Origin of the sequence: Enterobacter sp. BNK-18 (assembly GCF_047456135.1) — a bacterium.
Lineage (GTDB): Bacteria > Pseudomonadota > Gammaproteobacteria > Enterobacterales > Enterobacteriaceae > Enterobacter > Enterobacter ludwigii.
Map to the genome: position 1 here is coordinate 2574612 of NZ_CP179899.1, position 20546 is coordinate 2595157.

The 20546-nt window shown below is 56.8% G+C and carries 16 protein-coding genes; 4 read left to right on the plus strand and 12 right to left on the minus strand.

Annotation, left to right across the window (positions count from 1 at the left end):
* Positions 1-10: 10 nt before the first annotated feature.
* The 5 genes from ACMGG3_RS12395 to ACMGG3_RS12415 all read right to left on the minus strand — a co-directional run bounded on the left by ACMGG3_RS12395 (position 11) and on the right by ACMGG3_RS12415 (position 7304).
* Positions 11-1558: a sugar ABC transporter ATP-binding protein gene (locus ACMGG3_RS12395; protein ID WP_014171148.1), complete on the minus strand. Its 1548-nt coding sequence runs from the start codon at positions 1556-1558 to the stop codon at positions 11-13.
* A gap of 54 nt (positions 1559-1612) precedes the next feature.
* Positions 1613-2542 (minus strand): sugar ABC transporter substrate-binding protein, encoded by a 930-nt coding sequence (locus ACMGG3_RS12400; protein ID WP_020883045.1) that lies wholly within the window; start codon positions 2540-2542, stop codon positions 1613-1615.
* 31 nt (positions 2543-2573) lie between these two features.
* The gene (gene iolG / locus ACMGG3_RS12405; RefSeq protein WP_414149213.1) at positions 2574-3560 is read right to left on the minus strand and encodes an inositol 2-dehydrogenase; all 987 of its coding nucleotides are present in this window, start codon (positions 3558-3560) and stop codon (positions 2574-2576) included.
* Positions 3561-3861: 301 nt separating this feature from the next.
* Positions 3862-5787, minus strand: coding sequence for a 3D-(3,5/4)-trihydroxycyclohexane-1,2-dione acylhydrolase (decyclizing) (iolD, locus tag ACMGG3_RS12410; RefSeq protein ID WP_394246812.1), 1926 nt, complete (start codon positions 5785-5787; stop codon positions 3862-3864).
* Between the two features lie 11 nt (positions 5788-5798).
* Positions 5799-7304, minus strand: a complete 1506-nt coding sequence (locus ACMGG3_RS12415; RefSeq protein ID WP_394246811.1) for a CoA-acylating methylmalonate-semialdehyde dehydrogenase — start codon at positions 7302-7304, stop codon at positions 5799-5801.
* Between the two features lie 278 nt (positions 7305-7582).
* Between ACMGG3_RS12415 and ACMGG3_RS12420 the strand changes: the two genes are divergently transcribed.
* Positions 7583-8413 carry a MurR/RpiR family transcriptional regulator gene (locus ACMGG3_RS12420; RefSeq protein WP_020883041.1) on the plus strand — a complete coding sequence of 277 codons (831 nt, stop codon included), beginning with the start codon at positions 7583-7585 and terminating at the stop codon, positions 8411-8413.
* 57 nt (positions 8414-8470) lie between these two features.
* Here ACMGG3_RS12420 and guaA read toward each other — a convergent pair whose 3' ends face one another.
* Both guaA and guaB read right to left on the minus strand, forming a co-directional pair.
* Complete coding sequence (gene guaA / locus ACMGG3_RS12425; protein WP_014171154.1) at positions 8471-10048, minus strand: glutamine-hydrolyzing GMP synthase; 1578 nt, start codon at positions 10046-10048, stop codon at positions 8471-8473.
* A gap of 67 nt (positions 10049-10115) precedes the next feature.
* Positions 10116-11582 carry an IMP dehydrogenase gene (gene guaB / locus ACMGG3_RS12430; protein WP_020883040.1) on the minus strand — a complete coding sequence of 489 codons (1467 nt, stop codon included), beginning with the start codon at positions 11580-11582 and terminating at the stop codon, positions 10116-10118.
* Between the two features lie 162 nt (positions 11583-11744).
* Between guaB and xseA the strand changes: the two genes are divergently transcribed.
* The 3 genes from xseA (at position 11745) to ACMGG3_RS12445 (ending at position 14561) form a co-directional block, all read left to right on the plus strand.
* Entirely contained in the window at positions 11745-13118 is a 1374-nt protein-coding gene (xseA, locus tag ACMGG3_RS12435) for an exodeoxyribonuclease VII large subunit (protein ID WP_414149214.1), read from the plus strand.
* 72 nt (positions 13119-13190) lie between these two features.
* Complete coding sequence (locus tag ACMGG3_RS12440; RefSeq protein ID WP_014171157.1) at positions 13191-14210, plus strand: M4 family metallopeptidase; 1020 nt, start codon at positions 13191-13193, stop codon at positions 14208-14210.
* A complete protein-coding gene (locus ACMGG3_RS12445) occupies positions 14211-14561 on the plus strand; it encodes a protealysin inhibitor emfourin (protein WP_020883037.1) in 351 nt (116 codons plus the stop codon).
* Here ACMGG3_RS12445 and ACMGG3_RS12450 read toward each other — a convergent pair.
* From ACMGG3_RS12450 to bamB, 5 genes are all read right to left on the minus strand, one after another.
* Positions 14558-14779, minus strand: coding sequence for a zinc ribbon domain-containing protein (locus ACMGG3_RS12450; protein WP_025203470.1), 222 nt, complete (start codon positions 14777-14779; stop codon positions 14558-14560). The genes ACMGG3_RS12445 and ACMGG3_RS12450 overlap by 4 nt on opposite strands.
* Positions 14780-14831: 52 nt before the next feature.
* Entirely contained in the window at positions 14832-15866 is a 1035-nt protein-coding gene (locus ACMGG3_RS12455; RefSeq protein ID WP_151887769.1) for a Gfo/Idh/MocA family oxidoreductase, read from the minus strand.
* Between the two features lie 65 nt (positions 15867-15931).
* The gene (locus ACMGG3_RS12460; protein ID WP_025203468.1) at positions 15932-17473 is read right to left on the minus strand and encodes a peptide MFS transporter; all 1542 of its coding nucleotides are present in this window, start codon (positions 17471-17473) and stop codon (positions 15932-15934) included.
* Positions 17474-17773: 300 nt separating this feature from the next.
* Complete coding sequence (gene der, locus ACMGG3_RS12465; RefSeq protein ID WP_020883033.1) at positions 17774-19246, minus strand: ribosome biogenesis GTPase Der; 1473 nt, start codon at positions 19244-19246, stop codon at positions 17774-17776.
* A 112-nt stretch (positions 19247-19358) separates the two neighbouring features.
* Complete coding sequence (gene bamB, locus ACMGG3_RS12470; RefSeq protein ID WP_414149215.1) at positions 19359-20537, minus strand: outer membrane protein assembly factor BamB; 1179 nt, start codon at positions 20535-20537, stop codon at positions 19359-19361.
* Positions 20538-20546 lie beyond the last annotated feature (9 nt).

A 20546-nucleotide genomic window follows, 5' to 3' on the forward strand; every position in this document is an offset into this window, starting at 1 on the left:
GAAAACTCCGTTATGCCGCGTTGAGGGCGTTGTGGTTGATGGCCATCATCGTCATCAGCCGCTCTTCGTTAGCGTCGTCGCCGTGGATCTCACCGGTCACCCGGCCTTCACTGAGCGTGATGATCCGATCGGATACCGCCATCACTTCAGGCAGATCGGAGGAGATCACGATCACCGCCACGCCCTGCTTGGCCATATCAAACAGCACCTGGTGCACTTCCGACTTGGTGCCCACGTCAATACCGCGCGTCGGCTCATCGACAATCAGCACCCGAGGGTTCAGCGCCATACAGCGCGCCAGGATAACTTTCTGCTGGTTACCGCCGGAGAGCTTGCGCACCTCCTGCGCGCTGTTGACCATTTTGATCTGCAGCGCCTTGCGGTAGGACTCAATCAGATCGTCCTCTTTGCGGGTATTCACAAACCAGCGCCACTGCATCAGAGAAGAGAGGCTGGAGAGCGACAGGTTGTCGCGAATCGATAACCCCAGCACCGCCCCCTCTTTCTTGCGATCTTCCGGGACCAGCGCGATGCCCTGCTCAAGGGCGTACATTGGGTCGCGCGGTTGATACGGGACGCCGTCCAGCTCAAAGCTGCCCGAGGTAAAGGCATCCGCCCCGAACAGGCAGCGCGCCACTTCGGTACGCCCTGCCCCCACCAGGCCGGCAATGCCCAGTACTTCTCCGGCGTGGACATGGAAGCTGATGTCATGCAGGGCAATGCCGTGCGGATCCAGTGGCGGTTTTTCGCGGCTCAGCCCTTTTACTGCCAGACGAACCGGCTTGTTTTCATGATGGGTTTCGCTGGCGGGACGACGATTAAAGGCCACGTCACGCCCCACCATCAGACGGATCAGCTGCTCGACATTGGTTTGCGCCACGGCGCCACTGCCGGTGAAACGGCCGTCCTGGAAAACGGTAAAGCGATCGCAAAGCTGGAAAACTTCGTGCAGTCGGTGGGTAACATAAATAATGCTCACCCCCCGGTTTTTCAGCTCGCGCACCACGCGGTGGAGGCTTTCCACCTCGCTGTCGCTCAGCGCCGCGGAGGGTTCATCCATGATGATCAGCCTGGCGTTCAGCGTTAGCGCCCGGGCAATCTCGACCATCTGCTGCTGGGCTACGCTCAGACGGGCGACAGGCGTGGTTGGCGCAACGTTCAGCTGCAGATAATCGAGGATCACCTGCGCCTCCTGGTTCACCGCTTTTTCGTCGACAATCAGGTTACGTTTACGCGGCTCACGCCCGAGAAACATGTTTTCCGCGACGGTCATATTGGGCAGCAGGTTAAATTCCTGATAGATAGTGATAATGCCCTTGTTCTGCCGCTCAACCGGTGAATCGTCCACCGGCAGCGTGTCGCCGTTGAACCAGATATCCCCGCGCGTTTGCGGCTGTGCGCCCGCCAGGGCTTTCAGCAGCGTGGATTTCCCCGCTCCGTTCTCACCCAGCAGCGCGTGGATCTCCCCGGCACCGACGGTGAGCTGTGCGCTGCTCAGCGCCCAGACACCAGAAAAGCTTTTTGCCAGGTCGGTCACTTTCAGTAAGGGTTGCGACATCGGTCTGCTCCTCCTTAATAGTGAGCCGCCACCTGTGCGGCGGCTCCGGATAAATCAGTTACCGGCCTCACTGATGCGCTCAGCCTGCTGCAGATTTTCTTTGGTGATAAGCGTTGGCGGGTAGTCCGCGCCGGTGATGGCTTTCTTCTCACGCACGTTGGCCACCAGCTGGCTCATCGCCGTTTGTACCGCGAAGCCCGGGCGTTGATCCGCCGTGACCGCCAGCCAGCCGTCGCGCACGCGCGCCAGCGCCTCAGGTACCGCATCAAAGCCGGTCACCAGAATTTCGCCAGGCTTCACGCCCTGGCCCTGCAGCGCTTCAATTGCGCCCAGTGCCATGTCGTCATTGGCGGAGAGGATCACCTGTGGGCGTTTCGGCAGTGACGGCAGAACGCTTTCCACAATGCGCATCCCTTCAGAACGCATCCAGTTGCCGGTCTGATCGGCAACGATCTTGTACTTGTCCCCGCCCGCCTTCAGGCTGTCGCGGATCCCTTTGGTACGTTCAATGTTGGAGGAGGAACCTGGCTGGCCGGTGAGCAGAATAATGTCTGCCCCGTTGGGGAATTTGCTTTTAACGAAGTCGCCAATCGCCTGGCCGCCTTTGTAGTTGTTGGCACCAAAATGCGGCACCTTCTTCTGGCTGTCGACGGAGCGGTCAAGCGTCACAACGGGCAGATTCGCATCCTGAATTTCATCCACCGCGCTGGAGACGGCATTGACGTCATTCGGGGAGACGATGAACCCCTGCGCACCACGGGTGATGGCGTTTTCCAGGTCAGCGACTTGTTTCGGCGAGCTGCCCTGCCCGTCCAGTACCTGAAGCTTTACGCCCATCTCTTTTGCGGCTTTTACCGCGGTACGCTGCATGTGAACTTCAAACGGCATCGCCAGGTTTGGTGTACTGAAAACTATTTGCTCGTTTTCGGCCATTGCTGCCCCGGCGGTCATGGCGATGAGGGCGGCTAAGATCAGTTTTTTCATTATTATGTCTCTCTGTGTAGGGTGGTTGTGTTTAGAGGACGATCTCACGCTGGCTACGCAGGGATTCCAGCGCTTTATCCGCCAGGTACAGCGCACGTTCACCATCGTCGCCGCTACAGTCAGGCGTCGCTTCGCCGCGCAGCACCGCAACAAAGTGTTCCCATTCCGCGGCGTAAGCGGATTTGTAGCGCTGCAGGAAGAAGTGTTCCGGCAGCGCGCCGGTGCAGCCCTGTTTGCCGTAGTGCTGCACCTGATTTTCAAGAATATTGCCCGCGCACAGCAGGCCCTCTGAGCCGTGCAGCTCCAGGCGCTGGTCGTAGCCGTAAGAAGAGCGGCGGCTGTTGACGATGGTCGCCATCGCGCCGGAGGCATACTTCAGTACGATAAACGCGGTATCGATATCCCCCGCCTCGCCAATCGCCGGATCCACCAGATTGCTGCCCTGGGCATACACCGACACCGGCTCTTCGCCCATGATGAAGCGCGCCATATCAAAATCGTGAATGGTCATGTCGCGGAACATACCGCCGGAAACGCGCACATATTGCGCCGGTGGCGGGGACGGGTCGCGGGAGATAATCAGCAGCGATTCGGGCTTGCCGATCCGCCCGGCCTGCACCTCGGTTTTGACCCGGCGAAACTGCGGGTCAAAGCGGCGGTTAAAACCGATAAACAGCGGTACGTTGTACTCGTTAACCACGTTCAGGCAGTCGCGCACGCGGGAAAGATCCAGGTGTACCGGCTTTTCACAGAAGATCGCTTTGCCGTGGCGGGCGGCCATCTCAATCAGATCCGCGTGGGTATCCGTCGCAGACGCGATCAGCACGGCATGAACGTTTGGGTCGCTCATCGCGTCCTCCAGGCTCTGCAGACGAGCCTGATATTGCGTGGCGAGGCGGGTGGCAAATTCCTGATTCGGGTCGACCACAGACCAGAGCGTGGTCTCACTGTGGCTGGCGATGTTAGCTGCATGTACCTGGCCAATTCGGCCAGCGCCCAGTAAAGCAATGTTAAACATAACGGCTCCCGGTGTTGGTGAATGCTGTGAACTAACGACCCCTTAAATAAAACATTTATTTCATTTTTATAAATAGTGAAAATTATATTTTTGAGTACGGGTTAACACTTTTGAGATGATTGAGATAAATTTTGTTATCAATCTCACAACATGGAAGAAGATGCTACTAACCCCTCACCCCTGCCCTCTCCCCAAAGGGGCGAGGGAGAAAAGAGTGCACCACACCATCCCCTCTCCCCTTTGGGGAGAGGGTTAGGGTGAGGGGAAAATGAAATGAAAATTTCGTTATGGCGGGAAATACTTAATACTGGCGTGCTTTTTTTACCTGCGCCTGGGTTTGCTCGGCGGCTTTGCTCACCGCAGGCGATCCCGCGACCTGCGCATCACCGGTTCGCCACCATGACGCGTAATCATGGGTCATGGTTTTCGGCAGCACTTTGATATCCAGCAGCGTTGGGCCAGGATGCGCCCGCGACGCCGCCAGCGCCGCCAGCAGACTCTGCTCGTCGTGGACCCGCCACGCGCGGCAGCCATAGCTTTCCGCGTTCTGGGCGAAATCGACTTTCACCAGCGGCCCGTCAAGCCGGCCTGAATCTGGGTTTCGATGACGGTTTTCCGTACCGAAGCTCCCCATCCCGTGCCCCATCTGCAGGTTATTAATGCAGCCGAAGCTGGCGTTATCAAACAGCAGGACGGTGACGTTGATCCCCTCCTGCACCGCGGTTTGTAGCTCGGAGTGCAGCATCATGTAGGAGCCATCCCCAACCATGGCGTAAACCGGCTGATGCGGGCTGGCAAGCTTCGCGCCTATCGCCGCCGCAATCTCATACCCCATGCAGGAGTAGCCGTACTCCAGGTGATAACTGTCCGGCGTCTTCACCTGCCAGAGGCGCTGTAAATCCCCGGGCAGCGATCCGGCCGCACCCACAACGATGGCGTTATCTTCGATATGTTGATTGATAAGCCCCAGCACCCGCGTCTGGGTCAGGCGGGTATTGAGCGCCTCACCGTATTCCGCCAGCTGCGCATCAAGGTGCCCTGCCACTTCAGGCGCATCGTCGGGATGCCACTGACGGCCCCATAAGCGCTGGCACTCCGCATGCCAGGCAGATTTCGCCTGAGCGATCTCCTCTCCCCAGTGGCTTCGGTACGCCGGGAGCGCCTGCGTTAACGCGTGCAGCCCGGTTTGCGCATCGGCAATCAGCGCCGTGGCATCCAGTTTCAGGGCATCAAATTCGGCGACGTTCAAAAGCAGGAACTCGACGTCCGGATGGGAAAAGAGCGCTTTGGAGCCGGTGGTAAAGTCCGTCAGGCGCGTGCCGATGCCAATCACCAAATCCGCCCTGGGTGCAAGCTGGTTAGCGGCCATTCCGCCCGTCACACCGATCCCCCCCAGATTAAGGGGATGATCGCTTACCAGCGCCCCCTTTCCGGCCTGGGTTTCGGCAAACGGCAGCTGCAGCGTCTCAACAAATTCCCGAAATGCCTCATGCGCGCCGGAATAACGCACGCCCCCGCCACACACCACCAGCGGACGGTGTTTACGGGCAATCAACGCCTGTGCCTGGGCCAGACGCTGGGGATCAGGCGGACGGCGTTCAATGTGATGCACGCGACGCGCAAAGAAGCTCAAGGGATAATCCCAGGCTTCGCCCTGTACGTCCTGCGGCAGGCAAATGGTCACTGCCCCCGTCGCTGCGGGGTCAGTAAGCGTACGCATCGCATTTAACATCGCGCTCATTAACTGTTCCGGACGGTTAATGCGGTCCCAGTAGCGTGAAACGGGACGGAAGCAGTCGTTGGTGCTGATACTGAGATCGTGGTACTGCTCGATTTGCTGCAAAACCGGATCGGGCTGGCGGCTGGCATAGATATCCCCCGGTAACAGCAGGAGCGGAATGCGGTTCGCGGTGGCGGTCGCCGCGGCCGTCACCATATTAGCCGCGCCGGGCCCGACGGATGAGGTGACGGCAAAAATGCGCCGACGGCGATGCTGTTTAGCGAATCCGGTCGCCATATGGGCGATGCCCTGTTCGTTACACCCCTGCATCACCTGCAGGTGGCCAGGATCCTGCTCCAGTGCCTGGCCTATACCCAGCACGTTGCCGTGACCAAAAATGGTCGCCACGCCCTCCACGAAGGGCGTTTCTTGTCCATCAATGGAGACATATTGTTGATTAAGGAATCTGACCAGGGCCTGAGCCATGGTCATACGTTCGGTTTGCATAAAACCTCCTGTCAGCCCAGCGTCGGCATGGAGAACGCAGCGCCAGTCTCCTGCTGCATTTCCGGCCAGCGTGCGGTGATGGTTTTCATTCGGGTGTAGAAACGCACGCCGTCGTTGCCGTGGACATTCAGCGCACCAAAGATCGAACGCTTCCAGCCACCAAAACTGTGGAACGCCATCGGCACCGGGATCGGCACGTTCACCCCAACCATCCCCGCCTGCACCTCTTCGCAGAAGCGGCGCGCGCAGCCACCGTCACGGGTAAATATTGCCGAGCCATTACCATATTCATGCCGGTTAATCAGGTCCACCGCGCTGCTGTAATCTGCAACACGCACCACAGAAAGTACCGGCCCGAAAATCTCTTCTTTATAAATGGTCATCTCCGGCGTGACGTTATCGAACAGCGTTGGTCCAACAAAATAGCCCTGCTCGTGGCCTTTCACGCTGAACCCACGGCCATCCACGCGCAGGCGGGCTCCCTGAGTTTCACCGCTGTCGATATAGCCCAGCACTTTGTTACGGTGTGCCGAGGAGATAAGCGGCCCCATTTCGTTCTCTGGCGTCTGGTCCAGACCCGGTCCGACGCGCAGCGCGGCAATCTGTTTTTCCAGCCGGGAACAGAGTTCATCAGCGGTGTTATCCCCCACCGCCAGCACCACCGACAGCGCCATGCAACGTTCTCCCGCCGCGCCGAAGGCAGCGCCCATAATCGCGTTCGTCGCCATATCCATATCGGCATCCGGCATTAAGATGCAGTGGTTTTTTGCCCCGCCCAGCGCCTGACAGCGTTTACCGTGGGCGGAGGCGGTCTCGTAAATGTATTGGGCGATCGGCGTTGAACCGACAAAGCTCACAGACTGCACGCGCGGGTCAGTCAGCAGCACGTCAACCGACTCTTTATCGCCCTGCACCACGTTAAACACGCCGTCAGGCAGGCCGGCGTCTTTCAGCAGTTTTGCCAGCGCGAGCGCCAGAGAGGGATCTTTTTCCGACGGCTTCAGCACGAACGTGTTGCCGGTGGCCAGCGCAATCGGGAACATCCACATCGGCACCATTGCCGGGAAATTAAACGGCGTGATCCCGGCACAGACGCCGAGCGGCTGCATCAACGAGTGGCTGTCGACACCGGTGCCGACATTAGCGGAATGCTCACCTTTTTGCAGATGCGGGATGCCGCAGGCAAACTCCACCACTTCCAGGCCGCGGGTCAGCTCGCCCACCGCGTCGGAGAAGACTTTGCCATGCTCTTCGCTGATGATGCGGGCCAGGCGCTCCATGTTCTCTTCCAGCAGCGCTTTGAAGCGGAACATCACGCGTGCGCGTTTAAGTGGAGAATGACGCGCCCAGCCAGGAAATGCCTGCTGTGCTGCGGCAATCGCCTGTTCGGTTTCCTGTGCCGTACTCATCACCACCTGGCGGATCTGCTCTCCGGTGGCCGGGTTGAAGATTGCCTGAACGCGCTGGCCTGAACCGGTGACACACTCGCCGTGAATAAAATTCGCTACCGTCTCCATCCTTAACCTCTCGCTGTTGATACGTGACTGTTACCTGAACACTATATATGAAACAAATATTCCATTTTAAGTTGAAATAAAATAAATGATGATTATTGTGATCAAGGATGGATTTTTATGTTAACAGCCACCATCACCGGTGCAGCCTGCGCTATTAAGGCATTTCAGGCGTTGAAATGCGTGAAGCTTCTGTTTCATTTTTGAGGCCAGATGGACGGCCGGCATTTAAAAGACGCAGTTTTGCGTTTAGAATCATAAAACTATGCATAGGGGGTAAAATGACCACAGCAACCAGCCTGAATGAGCTGCAGCAGCAAATCCGCGATCGCTACGATAGCCTGAGCAAGAGGCTGCAGCAGGTCTCCCGCTATGTGCTGGATAATACCAACAGCGTGGCCTTTGATACGGTCGCCGTCATTGCCGAGCGTGCCGATGTGCCGCCGTCAACGCTGATCCGTTTTGCCAACGCTTTTGACTTCACCGGTTTCAACGAGATGAAACAGCTGTTTCGCATGAACCTGGTGGAAGAGACCGCCAGCTACAGTGACCGCGCCCGGCTGTTTCGCGAAATGGAAAGTCAGGCCGTCCCGGAAACCCCGCTCGATATTCTGCAGGAGTTCGCCCGTTCAAATGCGCAGGCCCTCCAGCAGCTGGCCGCCCGCGCCGAGCCGGAGATGCTGGAACGCGCCGTACAACTGCTGGCCGACGCCGACACAATCTATATCGCCGGGTTACGCCGCTCGTTTAGCGTCGCCGCCTATCTGACCTACGCCCTGAGCCACCTGGAGTGCCGCCCTATTCTGCTCGACGGAATGGGGGGGATGCTGCGTGAGCAGATCAACCGCATCAAGGCGCAGGACATTGTGGTATCGATCAGCTTCTCGCCGTATGCGGAAGAGACGGTAATGGTCAGCGAAACCGCCGCCAGCGTCGGCGCGCGGCAGATTGTGATCACCGACAGCCAGATAAGCCCGCTGGCCACCTTCAGCGATCTCTGTTTTGTGGTGAAAGAGGCGCAGGTTGACGCGTTTCGCTCGCAGTCGGCGACGCTGTGCCTCGTGCAGTCGCTGGTGGTAGCGCTGGCATATCGGCTGGGCAGTGGGAAGTAACGGAGAATAAAAAACCCCCTGCGCAAGCAGAGGGTTTGGGGTGATATCAGGGGAAAATCATTCCCACTCAATCGTAGCCGGTGGCTTACCGCTGATGTCATACACCACGCGGGAGATACCGTTCACTTCGTTGATAATGCGGTTAGAGACGCGGCCCAGGAAGTCGTACGGCAGGTGCGCCCAGTGCGCGGTCATGAAGTCGATGGTTTCTACCGCACGCAGGGAAACAACCCAGTCGTACTTACGGCCATCGCCCATCACGCCGACAGAGCGCACCGGCAGGAACACGGTGAACGCCTGGCTCACTTTGTTGTACAGGTCAGCTTTGTGCAGCTCTTCAATGAAGATAGCGTCCGCGCGACGCAGCAGGTCGCAGTACTCTTTCTTCACTTCGCCCAGCACACGCACGCCCAGACCTGGACCCGGGAACGGGTGACGGTAGAGCATGTCATATGGCAGACCCAGTTCCAGGCCGATCTTACGTACTTCATCTTTGAACAGCTCACGCAGCGGTTCAACCAGGCCCATCTTCATCTCTTTCGGCAGGCCGCCCACGTTGTGGTGAGATTTAATGACGTGTGCTTTACCGGTTGCGGAAGCCGCAGATTCAATCACGTCAGGGTAAATGGTGCCCTGCGCCAGCCATTTAACGTCTTCCAGCTTCAGCGCTTCTTCATCGAACACTTCAACGAAGACGCGACCGATGATTTTACGTTTCGCTTCCGGATCGTTCTCGCCAGCCAGCGCGTCGAGGAAGCGCTTCTCGCCTTCCACGTGAATGATGTTCAGACCGAAGTGGTCGCCGAACATATCCATAACCTGCTGCGCTTCGTTCAGACGCAGCAGACCGTTGTCCACGAATACACAGGTCAGGTTTTTGCCGATTGCGCGGTGCAGCAGCATCGCGGTGACAGAGGAGTCAACACCGCCGGACAGGCCGAGGATCACTTTGTCATTGCCAACCTGCTGGCGGATACGCTCAACGGCGTCGTCGATGATTTTTGCTGGCGTCCACAGTGCTTCACACTGGCAGATATCACGCACGAAGCGTTCCAGCATGCGCATACCCTGACGGGTATGGGTCACTTCCGGGTGGAACTGCACACCGTAGAAGCGTTTTTCTTCGTTCGCCATAATCGCAAACGGGCAGTTATCGGTGCTGGCAACGGTCACAAAGTCAGACGGGATGGCGGTGACTTTGTCGCCGTGGCTCATCCACACGTCCAGCAGCGGTTTGCCGTCTGCGGTCAGGGAGTCTTCGATACCGCGAACCAGCGCGCTGTCGGTGACGACTTCAACCTGCGCGTAGCCAAACTCACGCTCGTTAGACCCTTCTACGTGGCCGCCCAGCTGCATGGCCATGGTCTGCATACCGTAGCAAACGCCGAATACCGGCACGCCCGCTTCAAACACGTACTGCGGTGCGCGTGGGCTGTTCTCTTCGGTGGTGCTTTCCGGGCCGCCGGACAGGATGATGCCGCTTGGATTGAATTCGCGAATCTGTGCTTCCGTGACATCCCATGCCCACAGTTCACAGTAAACGCCCAGTTCACGTACGCGACGCGCCACCAGTTGAGTGTACTGAGAACCAAAGTCCAGGATGAGAATGCGATGTTTATGAATGTTTTCCGTCATTGACGCTAATTCCGAGGCAAGTGAAACAAATACAGAGCGCCCGGCATGAGCCGGGCGCGGAAATTTATCAGGAGCCCAGACGGTAGTTCGGGGACTCTTTGGTGATCGTCACGTCGTGAACGTGGCTCTCCTGGATACCCGCACCGCTGATGCGTACGAATTCCGCTTTAGTACGCAGCAGGTCGATGGTACCACAGCCGGTCAGACCCATACAGGAGCGCAGGCCGCCCATCTGCTGGTGAATGATCTCTTTCAGGCGGCCTTTATAGGCAACGCGGCCTTCGATACCTTCCGGTACCAGTTTGTCAGCGGCGTTATCGCTCTGGAAGTAACGGTCGGAAGAGCCTTTGGACATCGCGCCCAGGGAGCCCATACCACGGTATGATTTGTAAGAACGGCCCTGGTAGAGTTCAATTTCGCCCGGGGATTCTTCAGTACCGGCCAGCATGGAGCCAACCATGACGGCTGCAGCACCTGCAGCGATCGCTTTCGCGATGTCGCCAGAGAAGCGGATACCGCCGTCAGCGATAACCGGAATACCGGTGCCTTCCAGCGCTTCAACCGCGTCGGATACCGCGGTGATCTGCGGAACGCCTACGCCAGTCACGATACGGGTGGTACAAATAGAGCCAGGACCGATACCGACTTTCACCGCGCTGCAGCCTGCTTCAGCCAGTGCGCGAGCGCCTGCGCCCGTTGCAACGTTACCGCCGATGATCTGCAGGTCTGGGTATTTCGCACGGGTTTCACGAATACGTTGCAGAACGCCTTCGGAGTGGCCGTGAGAGGAGTCAATCAGCAGTACGTCAACACCCGCAGCTACCAGCGCGTCAACACGCTCTTCGTTACCTGCACCCGCGCCAACGGCAGCACCTACGCGCAGACGGCCATGCTCGTCTTTACAGGCGTTAGGTTTACGTTCTGCTTTCTGGAAATCTTTAACGGTGATCATGCCCAGCAGGTGGAAGTTCGCGTCCACAACCAGTGCTTTCTCAACGCGCTTCTCGTGCATTTTAGCCAGCACGACGTCACGGGTTTCGCCTTCACGGACGGTTACCAGACGCTCTTTCGGGGTCATGTATACGCTGACAGGCTGGTTCAGGTCAGTCACGAAACGCACGTCGCGGCCGGTGATGATGCCCACCAGTTCGTTATCTTCGGTGACAACCGGGTAACCGGCGAAACCGTTACGTTCGGTCAGGGCTTTCACTTCGTGCAGGGTGGTGGTTGGCAGAACGGTCTGTGGGTCAGACACGATGCCGGATTCATGTTTCTTCACGCGGCGAACTTCTTCAGCCTGACGCTCGATAGACATGTTTTTATGAATAAAGCCGATGCCACCTTCCTGTGCCAGGGCGATAGCCAGGCGCGCTTCAGTCACGGTGTCCATTGCCGCAGAGAGCATAGGAATGTTCAGGCGAATCGTTTTCGTCAACTGCGTGCTGAGATCGGCAGTATTCGGCAGAACGGTGGAATGAGCGGGAACGAGGAGGACGTCGTCAAACGTCAGTGCTTCTTTAGCGATACGTAGCATGGGCAATATCTCTGACCTGGTGGGTGGTTAAATATTGCCGTGGCATTATACAGAGCGTAACCGATTGCATCCACACTTTTTTATAAAAAAACCTTGCACTCCCCTCTCAGCAGGTTACTATCGACTGAATAACTTGCTGATTTAGAATTTGATCCCGCTCACATGTTATCCACTCAATCCCCCTCAATTTTTACTGTCAGCCGCCTTAATCAGACGGTTCGTTTGCTGCTTGAGCAGGAAATGGGGCAGGTCTGGATCAGCGGTGAAATTTCTAACTTCACGCAGCCTTCATCTGGTCATTGGTACTTCACGTTAAAAGACGACACCGCTCAGGTGCGCTGTGCAATGTTCCGCAACAGCAACCGCCGCGTGACGTTTCGCCCTCAGCATGGTCAGCAGGTTCTGGTTCGCGCCAATATCACCCTGTATGAGCCGCGCGGCGATTATCAAATCATCGTCGAAAGTATGCAGCCTGCGGGCGAAGGTGTGTTGCAGCAGAAGTACGAGCAGCTAAAAGACAAACTCTCGCAAGAGGGTCTGTTCGATCAGCAGTTCAAAAAACCGCTCCCCTCACCTGCCCACTGCGTTGGGGTGATTACGTCAAAAACCGGGGCGGCACTGCACGACATTCTTCATGTCCTCAAACGCCGCGACCCGTCCCTGCCCGTTATCATCTACCCGACCGCTGTTCAGGGTGATGACGCACCGGGTCAGATTGTCCGCGCCATTGAACTTGCAAACGCACGTCAGGAGTGCGACGTGCTGATTATCGGGCGTGGCGGCGGTTCGCTGGAAGACCTGTGGAGCTTTAACGACGAACGTGTGGCACGGGCCATTTTCGCAAGCCAGATCCCGGTCGTCAGCGCCGTCGGCCACGAAACGGACGTAACGATAGCTGATTTTGTGGCGGATTTACGCGCGCCAACGCCCTCCGCAGCCGCGGAAGTGGTGAGCCGCAATCAGCTGGAGCTGCTGCGTCAACTGCAGAATGGTCAGCAGCGTCTGGAAATGGCGATGGACTATTTCCTGGCCAACCGGACGCGCCGGTTTACCCAGCTTCATCATCGCCTGCAACAGCAGCACCCGCAATTGCGGCTGGCCCGTCAGCAAACCGTGCTGGAGCGTCTGCGTCAGCGAATGAACGTCGCGCTGGATATTCAGCTCAAGCGCGCGGTCTCGCGCCAGCAGCGTATTACTCAGCGCCTGAACCAGCAGAACCCACAGCCGAAGATTTATCGCGCGCAAACGCGTATCCAACAGCTTGAGTATCGACTGGCAGACACTATCCGTGCACGTCTTAGCACCACACGTGAACGCTTTGGCAACGCCGTGACCCACCTCGAGGCGGTCAGCCCGCTCTCGACGCTGGCACGAGGCTATAGCGTAACGACCGCCACCGACGGTAAAGTGCTGAAGCAAACGAAGCAGGTGAAAGCCGGAGATGTTCTCACCACCCGTCTGTCAGACGGCTGGGTGGAGAGCGAAGTGAAAGAGATTAAACCGGTGAAAAAAACGCGCCAGCGAAAAACCGGATAATTCTTCGTCGGTTACAAACTATACTGCTGCTATTCCCTTTTATCTGGCCTTGCCCGAACTAAGGAGAGCAGCATGTCTTATCTTCACAGCGTCATTCCCCCCTATATTCTTCGTCGCATTATCGAAAGTGGCTCTGAGCCGCAGCAGCGCTGCGCCCGTCAGACATTAACGCATGTGCAAACGCTCATGGCGCATATGCCGGGCAAACCCGCCGCGCCGCACGTCAATAAAGCCGGTCAACTGGAGCGTGATATTTACGATGCCAGACAGACGCAGGAGCTGCCGGGTACCCAGGTGCGTTATGAGGGCCAGCCGTCAAATGGCGATGTGGCCGTTGATGAAGCCTACAATTATTTGGGGGTCACCCATGATTTCTTCTGGAAAATGTATCAGCGCGATTCGCTTGATAACAAAGGCCTGATCCTGACCGGTACCGTGCACTATGGCCGGGAATATCAGAACGCCTTCTGGAATGGTCAGCAGATGGTCTTTGGCGATGGCGACGGCGAAATATTTAACCGCTTTACCATTGCCATTGACGTCGTGGCCCACGAGCTAAGCCACGGTGTCACCGAGACCGAAGCCGGGCTTATCTATTTTGAGCAGTCTGGCGCACTGAATGAATCATTGTCAGATGTGTTTGGCTCGCTGGTCAAACAGTACCACCTCAAACAGACCGCCGATGAAGCCGACTGGCTGATTGGTGAGGGGCTTCTGGCAGACGGTATTAACGGCAAAGGGCTGCGCTCCATGTCAGCGCCCGGCACCGCCTATGACGATCCTCTGCTCGGTAAAGACCCGCAGCCTGGGCACATGAAAGACTTTATCAAAACGCGCGAAGACAACGGCGGCGTACACCTGAATTCAGGTATTCCCAACCGGGCGTTTTATCTGGCCGCGAAGGCGATTGGGGGTCATGCCTGGGAAAAAGCGGGATATGCCTGGTACGACACAGTTTGCGACCGTCACCTGGCGCAAGATGCCGATTTTGAGGCCTTCGCAAAACTGACGGTTGCCCACGGCGAGAAACGGTCCGGTGGTGACGTGGCAGCTGCGATAAAACAAGCCTGGGAACAGGTGGGAGTGCTGTAAATGCAGGTTCCGGAACTCACAGATGACGCCGTCGTTGAGCTGGCCCGGGAAGGCGGCGTCGCTTTTATCCCTAAGCTAAGCGGCCAACGCACCATTACGCTTTCGTCACTCAATGAGGCCCAGCGTCAGCGCGTGGTAAGCATCCTGGAGCAGGCATTTCCACGCGGCCAGCCGCCGGGTGAACCCACCTCGCCGGGGAGTGGCGATCAGCGTTATTTTCGCATCCAGATAATCTGGACTCAGCACAATCAGGCCCAGTACACCGATATGATTGTGCTGGTGCCTGAGCAGGAAGCCCCTGAGTCGCTGGTCGAGCTATGGCAGAAAGGCGAAGGCTGCGTGTGTGATTAAGCTTCAGCCGGGACAAACTCCACGCGCTTTTTCGAAATCAGGCCGTGGCCGTTCTGGCAGAAATAATCCACCGCACCGCAGGCTTTTAAGACCTGGAGTGGCTGATGACACTCCGGGCAGCGGGCTTCGAGCGCGATATCCTTATCGCAGTGCTCACAGTGGGCGACGCCATTTTGCACTTCAAGCTCTGCGTGGCAATCCGGGCAGGTAATCGACATGATGACTCCTTTGCTGGGCATTCTGTAATACGTTGATATTAACACGCAGCACTCAGTGCGGGCCACGCAGCTGTTGCTGTAAGGTCAGCAGCAGTTCTACTTCCGCCATTCGACGGCGTGTCGTCCGGCTCACTTCTTCCGGGTCACATTCGAAAAGACTTTTCTGCCCCAGAATGCGCTCTGCCAGGCAGTGCATATAAATCGTGCCTGGAATATGCCAGCGCTGAACCCGATCGCCGTCCGTCAGCACGAGCACATCTTCTGCTCCGTGACGATCGTGGCTTATGACGCGCCCGTCATGCAGATACAGCCGTAACCCTTTTTGCCCGCCTGACGGTCCCGCATATTTGTTGAGCCAAATCTCCACCGGAATGCCACTAAGCTGCCCGCGAAGATGAGCGCTGCCCTCTGCCGTGGTGAGATCGCCCTGTTTGATCTCACGCCCAAGCCGGTCAGTAGCGGCCACCACCTGCAGCGTCATATCATCCCCGCCCCCCAGATAACGCACCGTTTCACGCAGCATCGCCAGCACATGCGTGCCGATGTCCAGGATAACGCCGTCAGGATGGCGAAGCGTGCGGGTGTCCACTTCACCCGTCGCGAAGTTAAGCGCGACAGGTTCTCCTTTTGCGTTAAACCCGCTCGGTTCCTGCAAAAAACCGTCAATTCTGGCGATATCAGCAAAAGTCCCGATCAGCCCAAGCTGAACCGTTGCGAGGCGCGCCATCCAGTGGTCTAGTGCGAGCACACGGGACGCCGCACCGGGCAACGCCAGCAGTCTGTTCAGTTTTTCGAGCTGCGAGAGCGTGGCGACGATGGGTTTTTCAACCACGATCCGCGCCACAGGAGACGCCAGGGCGTGCTCCAGCACCTCAAGATGCTGCAGAGAAGCCGTGGTAATAAACAGGGTATCAAGAGGATGCGAGAGAAGTTCGGTGAGAGAGGCGCAGCGCGTCACGCCTTCAGGGTGTCTGCCAGGCTGAACATCAAACCCCAGGCAGTGCAGTGAATCGCCATACAGATTGTGTAATGCAGGTAAATAAGCGGTTTCCACCACCGCGCCAAGACCAACAAACCCTAACAGCATCTTCTACCTCGTCGAGTAAATTACCGGGGCAAACGCCTGCCCCGGTATTGACGAGCGAGGCGTTATCAGGCGTTAGCGGCCGGTTTAGTCTGCGCATTTTCCAGCATGCGACGTACCGGAACAATGAGGACGATCAGCACCGCGGCACAAATCAGCAGCGCGATGGAGCAACGTGCGAAGAGATCCGGCAGCATATCCAGCTGGTCGGCCTTCACGTGACCGCCAATCAGACCTGCCGCCAGGTTGCCCAGCGCACTTGCGCAGAACCACAGGCCCATCATCTGCCCACGCATTCTTTCCGGTGCCAGCAGCGTCATGGTCGCCAGACCAATCGGGCTCAGGCACAGTTCCCCCAGCGTCAGCATCAAAATGCTCCCCACCAGCCAGAATGGCGACACGCCCGCGCCACCGTTATTCAGTACGTTCTGCGCAGCCAGCATCATCAGACCAAAACCTGCGGCGGCACACAAAATACCAATAACAAACTTGGTGATACTGCTCGGACGAATGTTCATGCTGGCAAGTTTCGGCCAGGCCCAGCTGAATACCGGTGCCAGCAGGATGATGAACAGGGCGTTAATCGACTGGAACCATACTGCCGGGATTTCGAAATCACCGATCATGCGGTTAGTGTAGTCGTTGGCAAAGAGGTTGAATGACGTTGGCTTCTGCTCGAAGGCGGACCAGAAGAACGCGGCGGAGACCAGCAGAATAAAACAGACCAGAAGTCTGGCACGCTCTTTACGATTCAGGCCCGCAAAAAGGAACAGGTAGATAAAGTAGAGGGCAACGGACGCCGCAATCACGTAAACCAGCACGCTGGCCACCGCAACCGGGTTAATCACAATCACACCCTGCGCGATCAGCGTAACGATAACAGCCACACCCACAGCCAGCGCCAGCAACCATGCGCCCACGCCGTTTCTTTTCACCACCGGGCTATTCCAGGTCGAGTCCAGCCCCACTTCGCTGTCATAGCGTTTCATTGCCGGAACGGCAAACACGCGGAAGATGATCAGGGCAACCAGCATCCCGATGCCACCAATGCCGAAGCCCCAGTGCCAGCCGTGAGATTTAATCAGCCAGCCGGAAATCAGCGGCGCGATAAACGAGCCCATGTTGATGCCCATGTAGAACAGCGAGAAACCGCCGTCACGACGCGCATCGCCTTTTTTGTACAGCGTCCCCACCATGACCGAGATACAGGTCTTAAACAGACCAGAACCGAGCACGATGAACATCAGGCCGATAAAGAACAGGTTATCGCCCATGATGGCCGAAAGCGCAATCGACAGGTGGCCGAGCGCAATCAGGATGGATCCGTACCAGACGGCTTTCTGCTGGCCGAGCCAGTTATCCGCCAGCCAGCCCCCCGGCAGTGCGGCCAGGTACATGGTGCCGGCAAAGATGCCCACAATTGCCGACGCGTTTTCACGTGCCAGCCCCATCCCGCCGTCATACACGGTGGCGGCCATAAACAGGATCAGTAATGGGCGAATGCCGTAAAACGAGAAACGTTCCCACATCTCGGTAAAGAACAGCGAACCGAGCGGATAAGGATGGCCGAAGAACGTTCGGCTTTCTTTTTGATTAACAGAGGATTGCATAATTCTCCCAGGAAGGTATGTGTCGTGCTTGTAAACACCAGCATGTACGCCGGCCAGTTACGTATCTGACCGATTTTTTACATGCGGCGAAAAGTTAGTTAACCATTTGATAACCAGTCGCTAGTTTTGTCTAGTACCGGACCCTGGACTTTAAGATGAAAATTCGATGATTGTCTACTTTCTTAGATTTAAACTTGGTTAAAAGTGAATAGTGATTGACATCACACAGAGTGGACTGGCGGTATGAGCGGGCGAAAAAAAGCCCGCGATCAACGCGGGCTTCAGAAAGAACGGCAAAGCTTATTTGCTTTTCTTAATGTGCTTAATCAAACGCTTACGCTTACGCATCTGGTTTGGCGTCAGGGTATTGCGCTTGTTGGCGAACGGGTTCTCCCCTTCCTTGAACTGGATGCGGATTGGCGTGCCCATTACGTCCAGTGATTTACGGAAGTAGTTCATCAGATAGCGCTTGTAGGAATCCGGCAGGTCTTTAACCTGGTTGCCGTGAATCACCACGATTGGTGGGTTATAACCCCCGGCATGAGCATATTTCAGCTTCACGCGACGACCACGCACCAGCGGCGGCTGATGGTCTTCTGCTGCCATGTTCATGATACGGGTCAGCATGGCGGTGCTCTGACGACGGGTGGAGCTGTCGTACGCTTCACGCACGGACTCAAACAGATTACCTACACCGCTGCCGTGTAACGCAGAGATAAAGTGCACGCGAGCAAAGTCGATAAAGCCCAGACGGAAGTCGAGCGTCTCTTTCACCTGCTCTCTCACCTCATTACTCAGGCCATCCCATTTGTTGACCACGATAACGAGTGAGCGCCCACTATTCAGAATGAAGCCGAGCAGAGAAAGGTCCTGATCGGAGATACCTTCGCGCGCATCGATGACCAGCATGACCACGTTGGCATCTTCAATCGCCTGCAGGGTCTTGATAACGGAGAATTTTTCCACCACATCGGTGATTTTCCCGCGCTTACGTACGCCTGCGGTGTCAATGAGCACATACTCACGCTCATCGCGCTGCATCGGGATATAAATACTGTCGCGGGTGGTGCCCGGCATGTCGTAAACGACCACACGCTCTTCGCCGAGGATACGGTTAGTAAGTGTAGACTTACCTACGTTTGGACGGCCCACGATAGCCAGTTTGATCGGCAGATCCTGCGGGTTGAAGTCGTCTTCAGGCTCTTCCTCGCCCGCTTCGCCGTCTTCGAACTGCGCCCAATATTCGGCGTCTTCATCGATCTCTTCCGGCGGGTTAACTTCATCAACCCACGGCAGCAAAACGGTTTCCAGCAGGCTGGTCACGCCACGACCATGAGATGCCGCAATCGGGTAGATTTCGCCCAGACCTAAGGACCAGAAATCCGCAACCGCCTGGTCTGCATCAATACCGTCAGTTTTGTTCGCCACCAGGAAAGTGGGTTTTTCACGCGAGCGCAGATGTTTCGCAATAGCGGAGTCCGCCGGCATCAGGCCTGCGCGAGCGTCCACCATAAACAGAACCACGTCAGCTTCTTCAATCGCCAGCAGCGACTGTTCCGCCATACGGGTTTCAACACCATCTTCTGTCCCGTCAATACCACCGGTATCAATACAGATGAACTCGCGTCCTTCTACTTCTGCACGACCGTACTTACGGTCACGCGTCAGCCCCGGGAAATCCGCAACCAGCGCATCACGGGTGCGTGTTAAACGGTTAAAAAGAGTGGATTTTCCAACGTTAGGGCGCCCGACAAGCGCGACCACAGGTACCATGTTTGAAGCCTCATAAAATTCAAATAAACGTCGCATTTGCGGCGTTTTTAAAAATGTCAAAACGGCTCCTGAGTGAACAGGAGCCGTTTAGTATACTACAACCGCTGGGTAATTAACGCGTGATCGCGTACAGCGTGCCGTCTTTTGCCTGAATCAGCAGTTTGCCGTCAGCCACGACCGGTTCCGTCAGGAAACCTGAGCTGTCGACTTTTTGCTGAGCAACAAAACGACCATTGTCCGGGTCAATCCAGTGCATATACCCTTCGCTATCACCCACCACCAGGCTACCGTTATACAGTGCTGGTGCGGTCAGCAGGCGGTGCAGCAGATCGCTTTGCGTCCACAGCGTAACACCACCTTCGGTGCTGAGCGCCAGCAGACGGTCGTTCTGATCGACCATATAGATACGGTTGCCATCAACCACGAAATCATTTATCGAGCCCAGTTCACGTTTCCACATGACCTGGCCGCTGCGCAGATCCAGCGCGGTCAGGTTACCGTTATAGGCCAGTGCGTAAACCACACCGTCAACGATAACCGGGGTCGTGTCGACATCGCTCAGACGATCGATTTCCGTTGAGCCTGTCGCCTGAGAAATACGCTGCTGCCAGATCATCTGGCCTTGCTGCATCAGTACCGCGCTTACACGACCGTTGTCACCGCCAACAATGGCAGCACCAAAGGCGGTAGCCGGCGCAGATTCACCACGCAGGGACAAGGAAGGCATATCCAGGTTCACGGTCCATTTCACCAGACCATCGGCTTCGTTCAGCGCCTGCAGCTGGCCGTTGCTGGTGTGGATCAGTACCATGCCGTCGCTCACGACCGGACGAGACAGAGACTCACCGGCCACGGAGGTTTGCCATGCAACAGAACCATCGCTGGTGTTGAGAGCATAGACCTGGGCTTTTTCGCTACCCACGTACACATGCCCACCGGCAACGGTCAGACCGCCAGAAAGCAGTGCCGGTTTACGAGAGAACCAGCCGTCTTTTTCCGCCAGGTTAACCGACCACACTTCTTTCCCGTCATCGGCGTTAACCGCCTTCACGGTACCTTTGCGGTCAGCTGCATAGATAACGCTGTCGGCAAAAGCCGGGTGCAGGTTGGAATAAAAATCACCAATACCATCGCCCACGGAGGTGCTCCACGCGGTGGACGGGGTAAACTGGTTTTCAACAGTCGGCAGTGGGGACATTTTCACAACGTCTTCTTCGCCACTGAACAGTGAACAGCCACTCAATAACGTAACAGAAAGCAGTCCTGGCAGAAGTAATTTACGCAATTGCATCGGGTCCCT